Below are 18,852 nucleotides of genomic sequence, written 5' to 3'. Positions count from 1 at the left end.
AATGAAGATGCCATGAAATTGCTGCTGAGTGAATGGAGAAAGCGCAAAGAAAAAATAGCCCTCGGCGGCGGAAAAAAAGCCATTGAGAAGCAACATGAAAAAAACAAGCTAACCCCTCGTGAAAGAATCAATTATCTGATCGATGCAGGGTCCCAATTCCTTGAAATCGGCAGTTTTGCCGGTTATGAAATGTATGAAGAACAGGGCGGCTGCCCGGCTGGTGGAACAGTGGCCGGCATTGGTTATGTGAGTGGCCGGCAATGTGTACTGCTAGCTAATGACCAAACCGTAAAAGCTGGGGCCTGGTTCCCGATTACCGGTAAAAAAAACCTGCGGCTGCAGGAAATTGCCATGGAAAACCACCTACCGGTTATTTACCTGGTAGACAGTGCGGGCGTTTTTCTGCCCATGCAGGATGAAATCTTTCCCGACAAAGAACATTTCGGCCGCATATTTCGGAACAATGCCCGTATGAGTGCGATGGGAATTACCCAGATAGCTGCCGTAATGGGGCCTTGCGTGGCAGGAGGAGCTTACCTGCCCATTATGAGCGATGAAACGCTGATGGTAGAGGGAAATGGCTCTATTTTTCTTGCAGGCCCCTACCTCGTAAAAGCGGCTATTGGTGAAGATATTGATGCAGAAACGCTAGGCGGTGCAGACACCCATAACGCTCTTTCGGGAATTGCCGACTATAAATTTTCATCAGAAAAAGAATGCCTGGATGAAATAAAAAAAATCATGGGGAAACTGGGTGCACCAGCTTCTGCCGGATTCAACCGGGCTGCTCCCAAGCCGCCTAAACAATTGCCCGAGGAAATATATACCCTACTTTCGGAAGGAAACACAAAACCGTATGAGATGCGTGCATTGATTGCCTGCCTGGTAGATGATGCTGAATTTGATGAATTCAAAGCGGAATACGGAAAATCAATTGTGTGTGGTTATGCAAGAATTGAAGGATGGGCCGTGGGCATTGTTGCCAACCAGCGAACGATCGTAAAAAGTAAGCGGGGAGAAATGCAAATGGGGGGAGTGATCTACAATGACAGTGCAGACAAAGCGGCTCGATTTATCCTGAATTGCAACCAGAAAAAAATTCCGCTGGTTTTTCTGCAGGATGTAACCGGTTTTATGGTGGGCAGCCGCAGTGAACATTCTGGCATCATCAAAGACGGCGCCAAACTGGTGAATGCCGTGGCTAATTCGGTAGTACCTAAAATCACCATTATTGTAGGCAATTCATATGGAGCGGGCAATTATGCCATGTGTGGAAAAGCCTATGACCCACGTTTTATCTACGCCTGGCCAACTGCTAAAATTGCCGTAATGGGCGGTGATCAGGCAGCCAAAACCCTCCTGCAGATCCAGGTAGCTTCAATGAAAGCAAAGGGACTGGAAGTAACACCTGAACAGGAACAAGAGGTTTTACAATCGATTAAGAAAAAATATGACGAACAAACATCGCCCTATTATGCAGCGGCCCGGTTGTGGGTAGATGAAATTATAGATCCAGTACAAACCAGGCAGGTTATTGCAGCAGGTATTGAAGCAGCGAATAATAACCCAACTATCCCCCCACTTAAAACAGGGGTATTTCAAACATAACTACAAAACGGTGAAGCAGTGCAGTATTCAACGACACTATTCACTACATCGTCTTTGCAATGAGTGAACTAATTATTTACACCGATGGCGCCAGCAGAGGAAATCCTGGTCCCGGTGGCTATGGAACCATATTAAAATGGGGAGCAAAAGAAAAGGAACTGGCCCAGGGATATCGCAAAACAACCAATAACAGAATGGAATTGATGGCTGTAATAGCCGGACTTGAAGCGCTGAACAAACAAGGACTTCGGATTACCGTTTACAGCGATAGCCAATACGTAGTAAAAGCCGTTGAACAGGGTTGGCTGAAAAACTGGATAGCAACCAATTTCAAGGGAGGCAAAAAAAACCGCGATTTGTGGACCCGTTTTCATGCGCTTTCACAACAACACCAGATCCGGTTTCAGTGGGTAAAAGGCCATGCCGACAATCCTTATAATAACCGCTGCGACCTGCTGGCCACTACGGCGGCAGACAGCAAACACCTGCTGATAGACGCTGGTTATGAAGCAGAAAATCCCTGAAAGAAATAGAGTTTTCGATGGTGTTGCAGGAACCGCTATTTATTGGATATTTGATTTATGAGCGATCTCAAACCAACCACTGATATTAGCATCCAAACACTACCCGATTCAGCAGCCCCGCCCATGGAACTGATTCTGTTGGCTGATCCGAATGAACAGGAAGTGCTTGATTACCTGCCTCATTGCCTGGTTATAACCGCAATACACCAGGAGTTTACCGCTGGTGTACTGGCCTTATCACCGGAAAGCAAAACAAAAGCGGAGATTAAGGTACTGGCAGTTGCGCCTGGTTACCGAAGAAAAGGTATCGGACGATTGCTTTTACAAGAAGCAGGCTCCAGGGCCAAACGCCTTGGTTTTACCGAACTGCAGGTATGTACCGGAAATTCAAGCATCCAGCCTTTTCAACTTTACCAGCAGGCCGGGTTTGACCTAACAGATATCCGCTGGAACTATTTCACCCTTCATTATCCCGAACCCATTGTTGAGGATGGCATAGTTTGCAGGCACCAATTGGTACTGATCAAAAATCTATAAGCCCAGGCATGTTTACCAATACTGTTCAATACCTGCGACAACGTACCAGTTTAAGCATTGGATACCTGTTTGCCGTTTCCAGTATTTTGCTTGGTATATGGGTAGCTGCCATCCCTCAAACCAAAGAACGACTAGGCCTTACAGATGCCACCCTTGGCTTAACACTGCTACTGGCTCCTTTAGGCGCTTTAACTGGAGTGGTAATTGCACCACAAATTTTTCGTCGCCTGAATGCCGGCACCTGGATGTTCTATGGATCCCTTTTTTATTGCCTATCCTATATTGTACAGGTATCAGCTAACCAGTTACCGGTATTAATGATTGCACTTTTTACAACCGGTCTCACTGGTTTTCTAAACGGTGTTTCCAGCAATGCCATGGTAGGCAAGCTGGAACAGCAACTTGAGCGACGTTTGATGAGCACTTCCCATGGCATGTATAGTTTAGGAGGAGGCATCAGTGCAGGCCTGGCATCCCTGTTTTATCTCTGGCAGGTACCTGCAACTGCACAGATTCTGGTGGTGGTCGGGGTGCTGGCTACCGGGTTGTTATTTCTTCGTAAAGATTTACTGGCTCATAACCACCGTATTGATTCAGAACGCAGTTTTAGCTTACCGAAAGGAGGGGTAGTCGGCCTGTCCTTTATCTGTTTTGTAACGTTCATGGGTGAAGGTTGTGTGGCAGACTGGAGTGCTATCTACCTGCGAGAATCCTTAAACGGTACCAAAGCGATTGCAGGAATTGGTTTTGCCGGTTTTTCTGCAGCAATGGCAATTTGCCGGTTTAATGGCGATACCATTATTCCCAGGTTAGGTAATAAAAAAGTAGCTGTGGGCGGATGCATGATTGCAGCGCTTGGCTATCTACTGGCCATCAGTACCAGTTCCATTGCTGTTTCCATTGCCGGCTTTACCCTGATCGGATTAGGATTTTCCTGTGTAGTACCGATTTTATTCAGCACTGCTACCAAAGTACCGGGAGTAAGCGCAGTAAGCGGGTTATCCGCAGTTGCCAGTGGCGGACTACTGGGATTTCTGGCCGGCCCCTCCTTGATTGGAATTTTATCCGAGCGCTATTCGCTCGCCACCGGGTTGAGCCTCGTTTTTTTTCTTGCCCTACTGGCTGCATTGGTTGCCTGGAAAAACCGCTACCTTTCTCCAGCCGGATCCACCCGACCGGTGAATAACCCATAAGCTCTTTTATATGGTACCAATAGCTGTTACACATTTGTTTTCGAAACTGGATGAACTATTGATCAATTGTTTGCGCTCTTGTACGATAGATGACTGGAAACGGCCTACCCTGGCAAAAAAATGGACCATAAAAGATATTGCTGCCCACCTCCTGGATGGCAATTTGCGTAGTTTATCGATGGGAAGGGATCAATATTTTGGAGAAACCCCGCCTGCCCTGGAATCTTATGCAGACCTGGTTGCCTGGTTAAATGAACTGAATGCTGACTGGGTAAAAGCCTGCCAAAGAATAAGCCCCTCTCTGCTTATTTCTTTGCTGGATTGCACGGGGCCGGCTGTAACAAGGCATTACCAGCAGTTGGATCTGGCTGCACCGGCTGTATTTGGAGTGGCATGGGCCGGAGAGGAGCAGTCCGCCAACTGGTTTCACCTGGCCCGCGAATACACGGAAAAATGGCATCATCAGGCACAGATCCGGGATGCATTAAACCAGACAGCCCCCCTATTGTCGCGGGAGTTCTATCATCCTTTTCTGCAAACGATGATGAGAGGCCTTCCTCATCAATACCGCCATACCGACGCGGCCTATGGAACCACTTTACAACTGATTGTCGGAGGTGCTGCGGGCGGCCATTGGTTCCTTCAAAAAACATCCGATGGTTGGAAACTGGCAGAGAATGGGATCTCGCACACGACTCTCCGCCTGGAGCCGGAAATTGCCTGGAAATTGTTTACAAAAGGTATCCGGCCGGAAGAAATGCCCCTCACTTCAACAAAGATGATTAACATTGAGGGTGATCCTGACCTGGCCAGGCCAGCCCTTAATATGATTGCCGTTATGGCCTAATCTAAACCACTTATGCCGCTATGCTTAGCCCTCTCAAATTCCTGATTGCCTATTTTTTATGGTTGCAGCCGGCTGCACCCGTTCAACCTGCATCGCCTGCAGAACCTTTGCAATTGTTTTTAACCGGGGATTCAGCAGATGTTGAAGCCCGTACCCAACCTGGATTACTGCTGGCAGGTGGAAGTACAGATGTAACGGCAGCCATGCGTTGGATGATTGACCGCAGTGGTGGTGGAGATGTGGTGGTTATACGCTCCTCCGGCGCAGATGGTTATAATCAGTACCTGTATGAACTTGGATCGATCAATTCGGTCGAAACAATCCTGATCAACAGCCGAGAAAAAGCGTACCTGCCCCTGGTTGCCGATAAAATAAGAAAAGCCGAAATGTTGTTCATTGCAGGCGGCGACCAATGGAACTATGTAAACTATTGGAAGAATAGCCCGGTAGAAGATGCTATCAATTACCTGATCAATACCAAAAAAGTACCCGTCGGTGGAACAAGCGCTGGCTGTGCCATTTTGGGAGAATACTATTTTTCTGCACAATACAATACCATTCAATCAGCGGAAGCACTGGAAAGCCCTTATCATATTAGTAATAGTATTGGACGGAGTGATTTTCTTACTGCAAATTTCTTACAGGCAACCATAACCGATTCACATTATAGTCAGCGAAACCGCCAGGGCCGGCATTTTTCCTGGCTGGCAAGATTACTGGTGGAAGAACCGATACAACTGGCGAAGGGAATTGGGGTAGATGAAAAAACTGCCGTTGCCATCGATGAAAAAGGTATTGCTACCGTTTTTGGTACGAATGAAGCCTGGTTCGTCTGGAATCTGCCAGGCAAACCTGTTGTTTGCGAACCTGGTGAAGCTTTGCAATGGACAGGAAAGAACAAACCGATCCAGGTTTATGTTATCAAAGGAGCCGAACACGGAAACGGCCGGTTCAATCTAACAAATTGGAAGGAGCGCCAGGGAGGCACACTTCGCCGATACAGCATAAAAAACGGGAAACTCGAATAGCAATCAGTTTTGCGCCAGTTCTATTTTTTTGCTTCCATTCAGCAAAAAATAGCCACCGAACAATACCAGGCTGAAGAATAAGGTTGCGTACACACTACCCTGATAAAAAGGAATAGCATCTTTATAGGTTAACAAGAGCCCTTCCGCTGTTTGTGGATGCCCCCATCCGCCGCCGAACAACCAAACGCCAAAATTCGACAATACAAAGAAAATAGTTGGTGCTATCAATGCTGCCAACCCCACCTGCAGCACATTGATTTTTTTAATAAGGAAGCCGATTACCACCATTAGAGCAAACAGGAAATAGTTCCAAAGCTGACCATTATAAAAACCCGCGGTGGTGGTAATACCTGCTTTATACAGTGCATGAAACAGCAAATCACTCAGGAACATGGAAAAAATAGGCAATGCAAAAGCCCATTTTTTATCTTTTATTAGTGCACCTCCGAATAATGCCATGGCTATCTGGGGTGCAAAACTTAGCAGGCCTAAGGGGCGAACCGGGATAACACGGTATACAGCAGCTACCACAATCAGCAGCACAAAGGATACTATAAATGATCTGTTCAGTTTCATAATTCTATAAGCTCAAAAGTTAGGAACCAGCAACAAAAATAGGGGATTTTCATTTGGTAGCAGCGGGTACCGTTGCCAGGAAAGCCTGGCTATAGCCCAGCGCCCGGATTTCTATTTCCCCACCAGCGGTTAAGAGTACCGATTGTCCTTTTCCGCAGGTATGCACAAAACCGGAATCCTGCTCCGTTAATTCAAGGGTTCCCTCCAATACCAGCAGAATTTCTACTGTAGAAGCGGTCAATTTAAGCCCCTCTCCTTCAGCCAGTTCTATCTGGTGCAATTCAAAATCATCGGCCGGTGTAAGAAATGCTTTTTCATGTGGTTGAACCGGGGTTCCGTCTAGCAGGTTCGGAATACATTCCTGGAATTGTACATGTTTCAGCAATTCGGGCACATCCACATGCTTAGGGGTTAGTCCGCCTCTTAAAACATTATCGGAATTGGCCATTATTTCCACATTCTGCCCCTCCAGGTAGGCATGCAAGAGGCCCGCATCCTGGAAAATAGCTTGCCCTTTTTTCATTTTAACCAGGTTTAGCAGGTAGATGCTGAAGATTCCGCGATCGATCCGACCTGGCTCGTTGTAGGTTTTAGCTGCCCTGGCTGCCCAGAAATCCGGGTTGGATTTGGGCAAATCGCCGGCCTCATACAAGGGCAGAATCCGATCCAGCAGGGGTTGCAGGTGCTGCACTACCTCAGCTTCCGGCATTTCCATTACGGTGCGGTATAAATTTGCATAGTCGCCCTCTCCAAACACCGGCAACAGGAAGCACAGTTCTTTCCGTGCAGCCAGGGTTTCCTTCATCAGCGCAATGCTCCGAAAGCCATGTAATAACCAAAACTCACTGAGCGCATAGGCCAGTTCTGGTTTGTGGTTATCATCTTTATAATTACGATTGGAAGCAGTGATGGAGATACCCGCTTCGTTTTCTGCTGCAAAACCTTTCCGGGCATTTTCTCTGCTTGGATGCACTTGTATACTCAGCATATCCTTTACATCCAGCACTTTTAGTAAGTAAGGAAGGCGGCCAAAACGGGTTCTTACCTCCTGCCCCAGTAATTGCGGATGTTGCTGAATCAGTTGGTCCAACGGTGTTGCTCCGTTAACAATGGAAGGGGCCTGTGTATGCGCACCCAGCCAATATTCAGCGGCTGGTTTACCGGTGTTTTCCTCAAGTGACAACAAGGCCGGAATAAAGGTATATCCACCCCATTGATAGGGTTGTACCCTACCTTCCAGATCAAATAGTTTATTTTGAATATCCATAACGAGGTCGAAAATAAGTTAAAATCAGAGAGTGAAAAACGCTAATATTCGAACAGGCAGCTATGGCGAGCAGCAGGCCGTTGATTATCTTCAACAGTTGGGGCACCAGGTTTTACATCGTAACTGGAAATACCAGCGCCGCGAAATTGATATTATTTCAGGGTATCAGCAGGTATTACATTTTACCGAAGTAAAAACGCGTATGCGGCAACAGTATGGTTTGCCTGAAAATGCAGTTCATGCAAAAAAACTCAAAAATATGCAGGCTGCAGCAGCCGCTTTTCTGGAACTTCATCCCCAATGGAAACGCATTAGTTTTGATGTGCTCGCCATTGATATGTCTGGAGAAAATACGGAAATCCACTATTTTGAGGACCTCTCCTAGCGGGCAGACCGGCTGATCTGTACCAGTGATAAAGCGGCTTTCATTTTTTCCACCATCTTAAAAGTAGCCGGGCAATATTCTATATTCTGCTTATGCACATGCATATAGTCAACCGCTTTCTTTTTACTTAAGTGGGGAAAGCCTGCGCAATCGGCCGGACGAACTTCGTAAATACTGCACATATTAGTACTGGTATCCAGAAACTGACAAGGTTGCTTTACATTCATCCAGTCCTTGTCTTTCTTATCGAAATACAACCACTTTTCCTTAAAAGCATCCACCGTCATGTTAAGATGTGTTGAAATACGAACCAGATCGCTTTTCGTGAACGTAGGGCTCATTTTTTTACAACAGTTGGCACAGGTAAGGCAATCCACTTCTGTCCATACCTCCTGCTCAAGTACAGGCGTTATTTTATCCAATCCCCTGGGCCGTTCATTCTCCAGTTTGGTAAGAAAGCGTTTCATTTTACGTTTGTTTTCAACGACCTGCTTTTTAAACTGTCGCAGGTTAACAGCACGGGGATTAGTCGCCAGCTCCATTCGTTCGCTTATTTAAGAAAACGCAATATAAAGGATTCAATGCGTTAATTTGCTGCTTATACCGGTGCAATAATGTGGGAACCCTATAAAAAAGGATTTAAAGCCTGGCTGCGTTTGGAAAAATCGCTGGCCGACCAATCAGTAACCGCCTATCTGCATGATCTGGCACTGTTAACGCAGTACCTCCAGCTCCATAACCTGTCAGTTAGGCCCGACCAGGTGGAAGAAGAACAGCTACAGCAGTTTTTAAGATGGATTGCTGAACTGGGCATGACCCAAAGCTCACAGGCCAGGATCTTATCAGGTTTGAGAAGCTTTTATCGGTATTGCTTGCTGGAACAAATCACGAAAACAGATCCCACGGCTTTATTGGAAGCCCCTAAACTAAAAAGGGCTCTTCCCGACACATTAAGCTTTGAAGAAATAGAATTATTGATAGCTGCCATTGATCTGAGTAAACCCGAGGGGGAACGAAACAAAGCTATTCTGGAAACCATGTATAGTTGCGGGTTAAGGGTGAGCGAACTGGTGAATCTCCAGATTTCCTGCCTGTACCTCGATAGTGGTTTTATACGCGTAATTGGAAAAGGTAACAAGGAAAGACTGGTTCCGATCGGTGAAAAAGCTATCCGGCAAATCCAGCTCTATATGCAGCAGGTGCGGGCTTTCCAGGAAATTCAGCCCGGAGCAGAGGATATTCTTTTTTTGAACCGCCGGGGAAAAGGCTTATCCAGGGTGATGATTTTTTTACTGATCAAAGAACTTGCCCAATTGGCCGGCGTTAAAAAATCAATCTCCCCCCATACTTTCCGGCATTCATTTGCCACTCATTTAGTAGAAGGCGGTGCCGATCTGCGGGCGGTACAGGAAATGCTGGGTCATGAAAGCATTACCACCACCGAAATTTATACGCATCTTGACCGGGAATTTCTTCGGACTACCCTGCATGATTTTCACCCGGCCTTTCGCAGAATGAAGCAATAAATCCATCATAAACAATTAGCTTCGTACCCCGTTATATTTGTCACATTAAATCAGCTATCATGAAAAAAATTGTTCTCACTCTGTCTGTGGCCTTTTGTTTGCTGCAGGGAGCTCAGGCCCAGCTTAAGACTCCTCAACCGAGTCCGTCTACTCAAATAAAACAAGAATTTGCATTGTCTACCGTGGAAGTTTCCTACTCTCGTCCGGCTGTCAGGAACCGTACCGTTTTCGGAGACCTGGTACCGTATGGTAAAGTATGGCGTACCGGTGCTAACGGAGCTACCACCATTACCTTCGGTGAAGACGTTGAATTCGGTGGCAAAAAAGTACCGGCAGGCAAATATGGGTTATTATCCATCCCAGGCGCATCTGAATGGGTTATTATTCTTACCAAACAACTGGATGTTACTAGTCCGGCTGCCTACAAACAGGACCAGGATGTTGCCCGCGTAACAGTTCGTCCGGAAACCCTGCCTTTCTCCATTGAAAATTTCATGATCGGTTTTGATAATATTCAGGCCACCAGCATGAATCTTGACATCGTGTGGGATAAAACTGCCGTAACAGTACCAATTAAAGCCAATATTGATGGTAAAATCATGGCCCAGATAAGTGAACTTGAAAAAACCGACAAGTTCCCCTATTTCCCGGCAGCTATGTATTACCTTGAAAATGGTAAAGATCTGAACAAAGCATTGGGTTGGCTAACCAAAGCCACCGAGCAAAATCCATCTGCTTTCTGGGTACACCACCAACGGGCCAATTGCCTGGCAAAGCTGGGCAAAAAAGCAGAGGCAGTAGCAGCAGCAAAGAAATCAATTGAGTTAGCTAAAGCTGCTAAGAACGATGACTATGTTGCATTAAATGAAAAACTGCTGGCTACCTTAAAATAACTGGCTTCACAGCAATACAAAAATCTCACAAAAAAGAGGCTGAAAATTAATCAGCCTCTTTTTTTACCCCACAGATTCAACTTTCCTCAATTATTAACCGTCCTAGATTAATCTATTTTGCGAAACCGTTGTGGACAGCCCAGGCAACTGAGGTAAGGGCGGAATCCATTGGGTTCCACACTAAATTCCCGTTTGCCAGTATGCCATTCCAGTTTTGCGGAATAGTATCCTTCTCCTTCTGGCAAACCACTGTTCACCGCCCGGGTAATCAATTCATTTTCTCCCAGTTTTACTTCGTATTGATTAATACCGGAAGGTAGCAAAATGCCGTTGGCACGGATAGTCCGGTAGCTTAATGAGTTATCGAAAAGAATAACGGTTCCGTTTTGGTTGAAAAAAACCAGGGTATCCGAGTTGTGGTTGATGTCTACCCAACTGCCTATCAGTTCCCGGCCATTTCCGACAGAATCTTTTTTGCAGGAAGTAATTAAACCCGCAAAAAGCAGCCCGAGAACAACCGGTAGTCTTTTCATATTCAGCTATTTATTTCATTGACCGCTGTATTTTAACAAACGTTGCATGTAACAGTATCGCCAGTACCACCAGTACAGCTGCGCCGATCATGTTCAACCATAAAAAAGCCATATTCCCTTTCCAAAATAAGAGAATCACCAGTGCTTCTGTAATGATCGCACTCCAGAAAGTTGCCGCTCCGCCTACCCATTTGCAAAAAAAAGCTACCAGAAAAATACCCAGGATAACGCCGTAAAACAGCGAGCCCAGCACGTTCACCGCTTCAATCAGACTACCCATATTATTGGCGAATTGAGCGGTTAGGATAGCAAATACCCCCCAGCCAAGCGTATACCATTTTGACATGCGGTATTCTTCCAGGGGAGTTTGTTCTTTTTTAGCGTATTGTTTATGTAGATCGATTACTGTGCTGGACGAAAGAGAATTTAAGGCTGCTGCAATACTGCCCCAGGAAGCCAGGAAGATTACTGCAATAAGCAAACCGACAATTCCCTCAGGAAGATGATCTACCACAAAGCGCAGGAATACATAATTGGTATCGTTTACATCTGCCAGTGGAGCTGCTTTTTTAAGGGTTGACTTATAGTCTTTGCGGTATTGCTGCAGTTCCTGTTGATTAGCTTTAAAGGTTTCAACAAGAGCGCTATTATCGGGCTCCTTGATATAACGGCTCACCAATTCCGATTGCTCAGCCGATTTTTGGTTGAACGCCGTTTCGAGCGTATTCAACTCCTGCCTGGCACCAGCATCCACCACCTGGGTAGATACTGCCTGATTGAAAAAAATCGGTCCCTGATTGAACTGGTAAAATGTAAAAAGCAATGCACCGATCAAGAGGATGGCAAACTGCATAGGCACTTTTACGATGCCGTTCATAAGTAAGCCGATACGGCTTTCTGTTAAACTTTTTGCGGTTAAATAACGGCCTACCTGGCTTTGGTCCGTACCAAAATAGGATAAGGCAAGAAAAAAGCCACCAATGGTACCGCTCCAGATATTGTAACGGTCAGACCAGTCAAACCCCTGGGAACCCTGACCGCTGGTGATCACATTCAGTTTTCCCATTTCTCCGCTTACTTTCAACGCATCAATAAATCCTACCCCTTCCGGCAGCAGGTGTACCATCATATAAGCCGCTATAAACATGCCGGAAAAAATAATCACCAATTGCAACTGTTGGGTATAGGCAACCGCTTTGGCTCCGCCTGTTACGGTATAGATGATCAGCAATCCACCCATGAAAATATTAGTCATGTAAATATTCCATCCCAATAAAGAAGATAGGATAATGGATGGCGCATAGATGCTGATACCGGTAGAAAGCCCCCGGCTAAGTAAGAAAAGCAGGGAAGTAAACGTACGGGTTTTTTTGTCGAACCGCTGTTCCAGGTATTCGTAGGCCGTATATACTTTAAGACCATGGAAAATTGGAACAAAAAAAATAGATATCACCACCATGGCAATCGGCAGCCCGAAATAATATTGCACAAAGCGCATGCCGTCATCAAACGCCTGGCCGGGAGCCGATATAAATGTTACCGCACTGGCCTGGGTACCCATAATACTCAGCAATACCATATACCAGGGTAGTGAGCGATTTCCCAAAAAATAGCCGTCCAGATTTTTGCTGGTGGCGCTGCGATACAATCCATAAAAGATGATACCGCAAAGCATCACCACTAATATGGCCCAATCGATGGTACTCATGAAAAATAGCGGGTAAAAAAGTGAAAAGCAATGATCTGAGCAGCCAGGAATGCAAGTACAAAAACGTACCAGGCTTTCCAGGTTTTGAAAACGGGTATTTTTTCCATATGGCTAGTTTTTTCTCACCGGTCGGATCGCAGCCGACTGGTGATGCTTATTTTTTTCTGCCGGAAATCAGTCCTGCGCTAAGCAGGCCGATCCCAAGTCCGATGAGCAATCCAATATGAACGCGTTTTATGAAAATGCCGATAATAAGGCCAATAGCAATAGCCAATCCGATTCCAATATCTCGTCTGCTGTTTGAATTTGCAGCCATTCTAAAAAAGTTTTTTCTGGTTGAGGCCGATCAGGTTGGCCAGCAGGCGGTATGATCCGGCCACACCTGCCGGTAACTGGCGAAAAAACACCAGCCCGGTGTAGGTAAAATACCCTTTTCCGTACTTAGCAATGATAAGGCTTCCTTCCTCTGGCCCTTCCCCCGGATCATTCATGGACAATACCGTTTCATAGCGGCTATCATAGTCTGCCGCATGGTAAATGCTTCTTTCCTGTTTCCACCCCTCAAAATCCTTTAAGGTAATTTTATTGGGGAAGTTCAATGCAGGGTGAGTAGGATTTACAAATTTTACCGGCGAATTTTCATCCGTTATGCGGGTACGTGAAATATTGAAATTATACGGGCCGATTTTTGATTTCACAGACCCTAGTTGATTGGAGGTATTGTATTGAACGATCAGGTTCCCTCCACGTTCAACATAGGCCATCAATTTGTTGTAATGATTGGAGAGCGATTCCATTATATTATAGGCACGAACGCCGGTAATAATGGCATCCAGTCGGCCGAGGTCATAAGCTCCCAGGGTGGCTTCATCCAACTGTACTACCGAATAACCCATTTGCTGTAAAGCTTCCGGAATGGCATCGCCTGAACCGGGAATATATCCGATGGTTTTTCCCACCACTTTGATTTCCTCGTTGATAACGGTTAAACTGGTAGGCAGAAAAAAATGAATCGTAGGAATATGGTCGTATTGGATCAGTTTAAGGCCGTTATTGAACCGTAAGCTCCGATTTGTTTCCCTCACCTCCACCCAGGGATAAATTTTGTCGGGAGCTTTGGTTTTAAACAGCGTATCCAGGGGCAGTAAAACAGACTGCAGCGTATTTTTCGGCTGTGGTAACCGGTAGGATAAACTTTTTTGCGTTGTTCGGTTGCCTTCTATTAAATCAAATACAAATCTACCGCTGGCTGTATCGCGCTGGCGATAACTTTTATAAAATAATTGAAGTGATTGCGGGTGCTTGGGAAGCAGGTTGTTCAGCACTACAGAAGGTGAAACACCAAGTGCAAGCGGAGACACTACCAGCACCGGCTGGTAAATTTCACCCTTTACCGGATCGGTGTATTTATATTGTAGCGGGATTCGTTGCCGGAATTCGGTTTGTCCTATTTTATAGCGAAGTTCAAAATCATCCCACTTCAATTCCGCACTACCAATCAGTTCGGGTTGTTTAACCGTAAAACTGCCGGTATCCATTTGTTCACGTAACCAATAAGGTTGGGTTTTATTGAAATCTTCCACCACCCGGTGGGTTATTTTTTTACTGAGGTATTCATTATTGGCGGCGAGAGGTGCAAATTGGAAACTGGTATCTTCCAGTTCCAATACCAGGTCAGTAACAGGAAAATTACTGGTATTGATACTATTAAAACTGATCTGAATTGAATCTCCGGTTACAGCAAGCTGTTGACTGGCTACAGCTTCTACATAAAAACCCAGGCAGGCATTGATAAGCAGCTGAACTTCCGCTTTCTTTTTATTCTTCCAGTAATAATCGCGTACATTTTGTTCGAGCCTGTTGTATAATTTAACCAGGGCAGGAACCGAAGCAGCCGGTTCAAGCGGGTTAAACGCCCGGATAATAGAGTCGATGGCGGTGTTAACTGCTGTTGCCTGTACCCTCGACCAGTCGCTTATTATACCATCAAATAAATCATTGCTAAGCGGAACACCGTCTGTGTGAGAAAAATATTCGTATTGTTTGCCACGTTGGGCCGGCACACCAAATCCCTGACTCTTATGCTGGCTGCGGCTTTCTGCAGAAATTTCGCCATACCCTTTCCCTAATAAGGGGTTAAAAAGTCCTACGTCTATTTTATACTGATCTTCCAGTTGCGTGTTAACAGATCCGAAATTATAGGTATTCCAGAGAATACGTTTGGCTTGCCACGGCTCGGTAAAAACAAATTGTTCGGGAAATTGCTTGGGATCAGCGGCTGCTTTAAAAGCTTCAATTGCCAGGGCTGCAGACGCGGAATGGTGCCCATGTCCTGCTCGCGAATCGGGCGGAAAACGTGTTATAATTACGTCTGGTTTAAAGCGCCGGATAACCGAAACCACATCGGCCAGGATTTTTTCCTTATTCCAGGTACGGAGTGCTTCATCGGTTGATTTGGAGAAACCAAAATCAAACGCCCGGGTAAAAAATTGTTCGGCGCCATCAATCCGGCGGGCGGCCAGTAGTTCCTGTGTGCGGATCAATCCCAGTGATACGCCCTGCTCATCGCCGATAAGGTTTTGTCCACCATCTCCGCGGGTCAGGGAGAGATAACCGGTGCGGTACTTTCGTTCATTAGCCAGGTAGGCCAGCAGTCGGGTATTTTCATCATCGGGGTGTGCCGCAATATAGAGCACCGATCCTACCACACGAAGTTTTTGAAGCCCTTGCAGAATTTCTGCAGAGGACAGGTTTGCCGGTTTTTGTGCGGCAAGTGCAAGGGGAAGAAATCCACACCATAAAATGGTGAGTAAATGTTTAATCATAATCTGTCATCAGTGGAAACCTGAAAATACAAAACTTCACGGGTCGGGTGGCACCCGACCCGTGCCGCCCGACCCATGAATATCTTATTGTCCTGTTAAAAAAACAGCATTAGAGAGCAAGAGCTTACCATTTTCCCAGAAACTACGGAATATGGGGTTGTCGGCGAAATAGATCACCTGCCCGCGGCCCATATCCTGCGCACCGATTAATAGTCCATCGTTCAGTTTGGTACGGATTTCACTTCCGGCAAAACCGCTGACATAGTTATCGCGTTTAATAATGCCTACGTTCCAGCCATCTTCTTTGAAAAACTCGTAGACAGCACCATCCTGTTTGAGGCTGTAGTAATAGGTCGGATAACCAAAACCAAGAGGATGCGAATTATCCAGTTCCAGGCGGAAAATTGAGCCAGGCATACTGTTGACGAGCCAATCGCGTTCCCTGTTTTCATATTTTTTTAGCACAGAGTAGTCAACCTTTTGATCAGCTTTTTTATCATCCGCCTCCTTTAGCTTAATACCCCAATCTGCACGGGCCATTTGTGCCACCGCATTTTCGAGCGCAATAATTTTTCCTCCCCTACGCACCCAGGCTTTCAACTCTTCGTTGGTTTCTTTGCGGGTAAAAAATTCGTAGTTACCCTCTGGCAGTATCAGCACATTAAATTTATTCAGCCCTTCCCGCAGGAAATCATTGGCGCTGAGTACCGTAACCGGGTATTTTAACTGGGTATCAAAGAAATGCCATAGCTCCCCAAAACCAAGTGATGATACATTATCACCAGCTAATACGGCCACATTCGGTGCATTAATAATGCGCACACTACTGGACCCAAAATCATATCCCTTGTCCACGAACCCAGATGGCACAGCATATACTTTGGAGCCGGTAAGGGCTGCAATTTTTTCCACTTCCTGCTGTATGGGTCTTGCGCCATTGGAAGCTTTTGTTATCAATAATGATCCTTTCTCAAAGGTCTGATTGGCGATTTGAAAAGGCTGTTCTGTATAACGAACCTTTAACCCATTTTGTAAGGCTGCTGCCAGAAATTTAGCACTGTGCAAGCCGTCCCATTTAATGGCATACGCATACGCATTGGCAACAACGGAAGCAGCTGTTTCTGCAGGCGCGGTTTTGGTGGTATTTGTAGTATAACCAGCCACTCCATAGGCTTTTAATCCATATACATAAGGCATCGACCAGGCAGTAATATCATAGGTTGCCGAATCGGTGATGGCAGAGTTACGTTCGAACAATACTTTGATCAGGTTCCCTTTTGATTGATTCAGGTTAATGACGATATCACCCGGCTCGGTTTTAAACGCTTCCTGTTTACCGGTAAAATAATTAAGTCCATTGCTGTTTCCTGCAGTTGCATAGGACCAGTCGATCAGGTTCTTATCCAGCAGGGTGGTTAACCGCGTTACGCGATCGGTACCATCGTTTTTAATTACCCAGGATTTAAATTCGCCGGCTGGCTTATTAATAACATTATTGAAATAGGTCCTGAATTCTTTTACTACCCGAACCGCATTTTGGGCAGTGATTTCTACCGTACTAAGCCCGGTAGTATAATGATGTTGTGCCCGATCCACCAGCGTAAGGGTATCACCGTCTTCATTGATGATACCAAGCCCTGCCCTGATGCCTCCCTGCTCATAGGTCATACCAATTGAGCCGTTATAGGTCGGGTAGGTATCGCCGTAAGAAGGATAAAACAGGTCAAACCGCTCTTTGGTAAAATACAACCATCCTTCTTTATCAAAATAACGGGCATGATTTTTACCAATCATTGTCTGAAATTCACGTTGCCAGGGGGTAATTACCTCGTGAAAAGGTTCCGCAGCCGGGGCAAAATAATATGGTTCATTAATACCCTGCTCATGGAAATCAACATGCACCTGGGGCAGCCAGCTGTTGTATACTTTCAGGCGGTGCTGACTTTCTTTTTGGGTTTGCCAGGCCCAATCACGGTTCAGGTCAAAATTATAATGGTTACTTCTTCCACCAGGCCATGGTTCACGGTGTTCACGAGCCAGGGGCTGAGGGTTGATGGTTTGTCCGATAACGGTAGTATACCAATTTACATAACGGTCGCGGCCATCCGGATTCAGACAGGGATCGATGAGCACCACCGTGTTCTGCAGCCATTGCTGGGTTTTTGCATTTGACGAATTTACCAGGTCGTAGGCGGTAAGCATGGCAGCTTCCGAAGAAGATGTTTCGTTGCCGTGTACATTATAACTGAGCCAAACTATGGCGGGGGCATTTTCCACAGGAGCCGCCCTATCGCGCGAGGCATTGGCCAAGCGGAGGTTATTCAGCCGGATGGATTCAATATTGCTTAAATTTTCTGCGCTGGCGATGGTTGCCAGTAACAAAGGACGGCCTTCATTGGTTTCTCCATACTGTTCCAGCTTCATTTGCTGAGGAGCTTCTTTCGCCAGGTGCTGGAAATACTGAACAATTTTGTAATGCGGGGTATATTTCGTACCCACTTTATACCCCAGAAACTGTTCCGGAGATTTCAATTGTGCCTGAATGCCATTAACCAGTATAAGCATTCCAACCAAATAAATTATCCTTCTCATATATGCTGTGTTATTCAATTTTAGTTCCGAAGCTAAGCATTATCTTCTTTCACCGGTCGGCTCATCTTCACCTTTACCCGAGGAAAAGTATATTCAGCCCTTGCAGCATCCGTATAAAAAACCGGGTGATTACCGAATTATAAAGCGCTCATGCAAGCAGATAAACCTGCACAATTCAGGAAAAACTACATGACTATGCGCTTTTTTTATTCCCAGGATTGCCCCCAATAATTCGGCATTATTTCATTTTGAGCAATGGCTGCTGCATTTCCTACCAGCAACGTTACCTGGAATGCATTTTACCGGAAAAGTGGCCCGGGGCCGGTGAAGGGATTTTATTATTTTCGGGAGATGAAAACCCGATATTTTGGCGTACTCGCCGGATGTCTCCTGGGAGTTAGTCTCCAGGCGCAAACCGACATTTCGCCCTTTGCCTATAGCATTCAGAAAACCGCCACCGGAAGAAATGGAGCAGTTGTTTCTGCTCATCCCCTGGCCAGCCAGGCCGGCATAAGTATCCTTCAAAAAGGCGGCAATGCCATTGATGCAGCCATCGCTACACAATTAGCACTGGCAGTGGTTTACCCCGGCGCCGGCAACCTGGGAGGAGGAGGTTTCCTGGTTGCACATCTTGCCAATGGACAGCAACTTGCCCTGGATTACCGGGAAAAAGCCCCTGCCAAAGCACATCGGGATATGTACCTGAACCCGGATGGCAGTCCGAACCTGACCAAAAGCCAGCAAGGCCACCTGGCTGCCGGTGTTCCGGGCACTGTAGCGGGGCTCTGGCAATCGCACCAGTACGGGAAG

General features: G+C 46.1%; 18 protein-coding genes. 10 read left to right on the top strand and 8 right to left on the bottom strand.

Going from position 1 to position 18,852, the window contains the following annotated elements:
* From A1D16_RS08930 to A1D16_RS08905, 6 genes are all read left to right on the top strand, one after another.
* A partial coding sequence (locus tag A1D16_RS08930; protein WP_290709017.1) for an acyl-CoA carboxylase subunit beta occupies positions 1-1,608 on the top strand: 1,608 nt, incomplete at its 5' end.
* A gap of 59 nt (positions 1,609-1,667) precedes the next feature.
* Entirely contained in the window at positions 1,668-2,132 is a 465-nt protein-coding gene (rnhA, locus tag A1D16_RS08925) for a ribonuclease HI (RefSeq protein ID WP_290709016.1), read from the top strand.
* Positions 2,133-2,189: 57 nt separating this feature from the next.
* On the top strand, positions 2,190-2,669 hold the full coding sequence (locus tag A1D16_RS08920) for a GNAT family N-acetyltransferase (protein ID WP_290709015.1): 480 nt from the start codon (positions 2,190-2,192) through the stop codon (positions 2,667-2,669).
* 8 nt (positions 2,670-2,677) lie between these two features.
* On the top strand, positions 2,678-3,862 hold the full coding sequence (locus A1D16_RS08915) for an MFS transporter (protein ID WP_290709014.1): 1,185 nt from the start codon (positions 2,678-2,680) through the stop codon (positions 3,860-3,862).
* A 10-nt stretch (positions 3,863-3,872) separates the two neighbouring features.
* A complete protein-coding gene (locus A1D16_RS08910) occupies positions 3,873-4,709 on the top strand; it encodes a maleylpyruvate isomerase N-terminal domain-containing protein (protein ID WP_290709013.1) in 837 nt (278 codons plus the stop codon).
* A gap of 20 nt (positions 4,710-4,729) precedes the next feature.
* Positions 4,730-5,737: a cyanophycinase gene (locus tag A1D16_RS08905; RefSeq protein WP_290709012.1), complete on the top strand. Its 1,008-nt coding sequence runs from the start codon at positions 4,730-4,732 to the stop codon at positions 5,735-5,737.
* 3 nt (positions 5,738-5,740) lie between these two features.
* On the opposite strand, the gene A1D16_RS08900 is transcribed toward A1D16_RS08905, so the two are convergent.
* Positions 5,741-6,313: a DUF6580 family putative transport protein gene (locus A1D16_RS08900; RefSeq protein WP_290709011.1), complete on the bottom strand. Its 573-nt coding sequence runs from the start codon at positions 6,311-6,313 to the stop codon at positions 5,741-5,743.
* A 49-nt stretch (positions 6,314-6,362) separates the two neighbouring features.
* Positions 6,363-7,580 carry a mannose-6-phosphate isomerase, class I gene (gene manA / locus A1D16_RS08895; RefSeq protein WP_290709010.1) on the bottom strand — a complete coding sequence of 406 codons (1,218 nt, stop codon included), beginning with the start codon at positions 7,578-7,580 and terminating at the stop codon, positions 6,363-6,365.
* A gap of 31 nt (positions 7,581-7,611) precedes the next feature.
* Here manA and A1D16_RS08890 point away from each other — a divergent pair, with 31 nt between their 5' ends.
* A complete protein-coding gene (locus tag A1D16_RS08890; RefSeq protein ID WP_290709009.1) occupies positions 7,612-7,965 on the top strand; it encodes a YraN family protein in 354 nt (117 codons plus the stop codon).
* Here the strand turns inward: A1D16_RS08890 and A1D16_RS08885 are convergent.
* On the bottom strand, positions 7,962-8,507 hold the full coding sequence (locus tag A1D16_RS08885) for a YkgJ family cysteine cluster protein (protein ID WP_290709008.1): 546 nt from the start codon (positions 8,505-8,507) through the stop codon (positions 7,962-7,964). The genes A1D16_RS08890 and A1D16_RS08885 overlap by 4 nt on opposite strands.
* A 72-nt stretch (positions 8,508-8,579) precedes the next feature.
* Here A1D16_RS08885 and xerD point away from each other — a divergent pair, with 72 nt between their 5' ends.
* Together xerD and A1D16_RS08875 are read left to right on the top strand one after the other, a co-directional pair.
* Positions 8,580-9,491, top strand: coding sequence for a site-specific tyrosine recombinase XerD (gene xerD, locus A1D16_RS08880; protein ID WP_290709007.1), 912 nt, complete (start codon positions 8,580-8,582; stop codon positions 9,489-9,491).
* Positions 9,492-9,550: 59 nt separating this feature from the next.
* Positions 9,551-10,384: a DUF2911 domain-containing protein gene (locus tag A1D16_RS08875; RefSeq protein ID WP_290709006.1), complete on the top strand. Its 834-nt coding sequence runs from the start codon at positions 9,551-9,553 to the stop codon at positions 10,382-10,384.
* A gap of 107 nt (positions 10,385-10,491) precedes the next feature.
* On the opposite strand, the gene A1D16_RS08870 is transcribed toward A1D16_RS08875, so the two are convergent.
* The 5 genes from A1D16_RS08870 to A1D16_RS08850 all read right to left on the bottom strand — a co-directional run bounded on the left by A1D16_RS08870 (position 10,492) and on the right by A1D16_RS08850 (position 18,042).
* A complete protein-coding gene (locus tag A1D16_RS08870) occupies positions 10,492-10,917 on the bottom strand; it encodes a hypothetical protein (RefSeq protein ID WP_290709005.1) in 426 nt (141 codons plus the stop codon).
* A 10-nt stretch (positions 10,918-10,927) separates the two neighbouring features.
* Complete coding sequence (locus A1D16_RS08865) at positions 10,928-12,625, bottom strand: sodium:solute symporter (protein ID WP_290709004.1); 1,698 nt, start codon at positions 12,623-12,625, stop codon at positions 10,928-10,930.
* A 154-nt stretch (positions 12,626-12,779) separates the two neighbouring features.
* Complete coding sequence (locus A1D16_RS08860; RefSeq protein WP_290709003.1) at positions 12,780-12,941, bottom strand: hypothetical protein; 162 nt, start codon at positions 12,939-12,941, stop codon at positions 12,780-12,782.
* Position 12,942: 1 nt separating this feature from the next.
* Entirely contained in the window at positions 12,943-15,450 is a 2,508-nt protein-coding gene (locus A1D16_RS08855) for a PIG-L family deacetylase (protein ID WP_290709002.1), read from the bottom strand.
* Positions 15,451-15,534: 84 nt separating this feature from the next.
* Positions 15,535-18,042 (bottom strand): M14 metallopeptidase family protein, encoded by a 2,508-nt coding sequence (locus A1D16_RS08850; RefSeq protein WP_290709001.1) that lies wholly within the window; start codon positions 18,040-18,042, stop codon positions 15,535-15,537.
* Between the two features lie 255 nt (positions 18,043-18,297).
* On the opposite strand from A1D16_RS08850, the gene A1D16_RS08845 reads away from it, so the two are divergent.
* Positions 18,298-18,852: gamma-glutamyltransferase (locus tag A1D16_RS08845; protein ID WP_290709000.1), on the top strand; the 555-nt coding region annotated here is incomplete at its 3' end.

The sequence above is a fragment of the Flavihumibacter sp. CACIAM 22H1 genome (genome assembly GCF_001601815.1).
Classification (GTDB): Bacteria; Bacteroidota; Bacteroidia; order Chitinophagales; family Chitinophagaceae; genus Flavihumibacter.
This window is presented reverse-complemented; position numbering and strand designations above follow the sequence as displayed.

What these genes read in the sequence shown, in the direction of transcription:
- A1D16_RS08910 (WP_290709013.1), top strand. Translation starts at nt 3,873, where the DNA reads ATGGTACCAATAGCTGTTACACATTTGTTTTCGAAACTGGATGAACTA.
- A1D16_RS08905 (WP_290709012.1), top strand. Translation starts at nt 4,730, where the DNA reads ATGCTTAGCCCTCTCAAATTCCTGATTGCCTATTTTTTATGGTTGCAG.
- A1D16_RS08915 (WP_290709014.1), top strand. Translation starts at nt 2,678, where the DNA reads ATGTTTACCAATACTGTTCAATACCTGCGACAACGTACCAGTTTAAGC.
- A1D16_RS08855 (WP_290709002.1), bottom strand. Translation starts at nt 15,450, where the DNA reads ATGATTAAACATTTACTCACCATTTTATGGTGTGGATTTCTTCCCCTT.
- xerD (WP_290709007.1), top strand. Translation starts at nt 8,580, where the DNA reads ATGTGGGAACCCTATAAAAAAGGATTTAAAGCCTGGCTGCGTTTGGAA.
- A1D16_RS08900 (WP_290709011.1), bottom strand. Translation starts at nt 6,313, where the DNA reads ATGAAACTGAACAGATCATTTATAGTATCCTTTGTGCTGCTGATTGTG.
- A1D16_RS08920 (WP_290709015.1), top strand. Translation starts at nt 2,190, where the DNA reads ATGAGCGATCTCAAACCAACCACTGATATTAGCATCCAAACACTACCC.
- A1D16_RS08865 (WP_290709004.1), bottom strand. Translation starts at nt 12,625, where the DNA reads ATGAGTACCATCGATTGGGCCATATTAGTGGTGATGCTTTGCGGTATC.
- A1D16_RS08860 (WP_290709003.1), bottom strand. Translation starts at nt 12,941, where the DNA reads ATGGCTGCAAATTCAAACAGCAGACGAGATATTGGAATCGGATTGGCT.
- rnhA (WP_290709016.1), top strand. Translation starts at nt 1,668, where the DNA reads ATGAGTGAACTAATTATTTACACCGATGGCGCCAGCAGAGGAAATCCT.
- A1D16_RS08875 (WP_290709006.1), top strand. Translation starts at nt 9,551, where the DNA reads ATGAAAAAAATTGTTCTCACTCTGTCTGTGGCCTTTTGTTTGCTGCAG.
- A1D16_RS08885 (WP_290709008.1), bottom strand. Translation starts at nt 8,507, where the DNA reads ATGGAGCTGGCGACTAATCCCCGTGCTGTTAACCTGCGACAGTTTAAA.
- A1D16_RS08870 (WP_290709005.1), bottom strand. Translation starts at nt 10,917, where the DNA reads ATGAAAAGACTACCGGTTGTTCTCGGGCTGCTTTTTGCGGGTTTAATT.
- A1D16_RS08850 (WP_290709001.1), bottom strand. Translation starts at nt 18,042, where the DNA reads ATGAGAAGGATAATTTATTTGGTTGGAATGCTTATACTGGTTAATGGC.
- manA (WP_290709010.1), bottom strand. Translation starts at nt 7,580, where the DNA reads ATGGATATTCAAAATAAACTATTTGATCTGGAAGGTAGGGTACAACCC.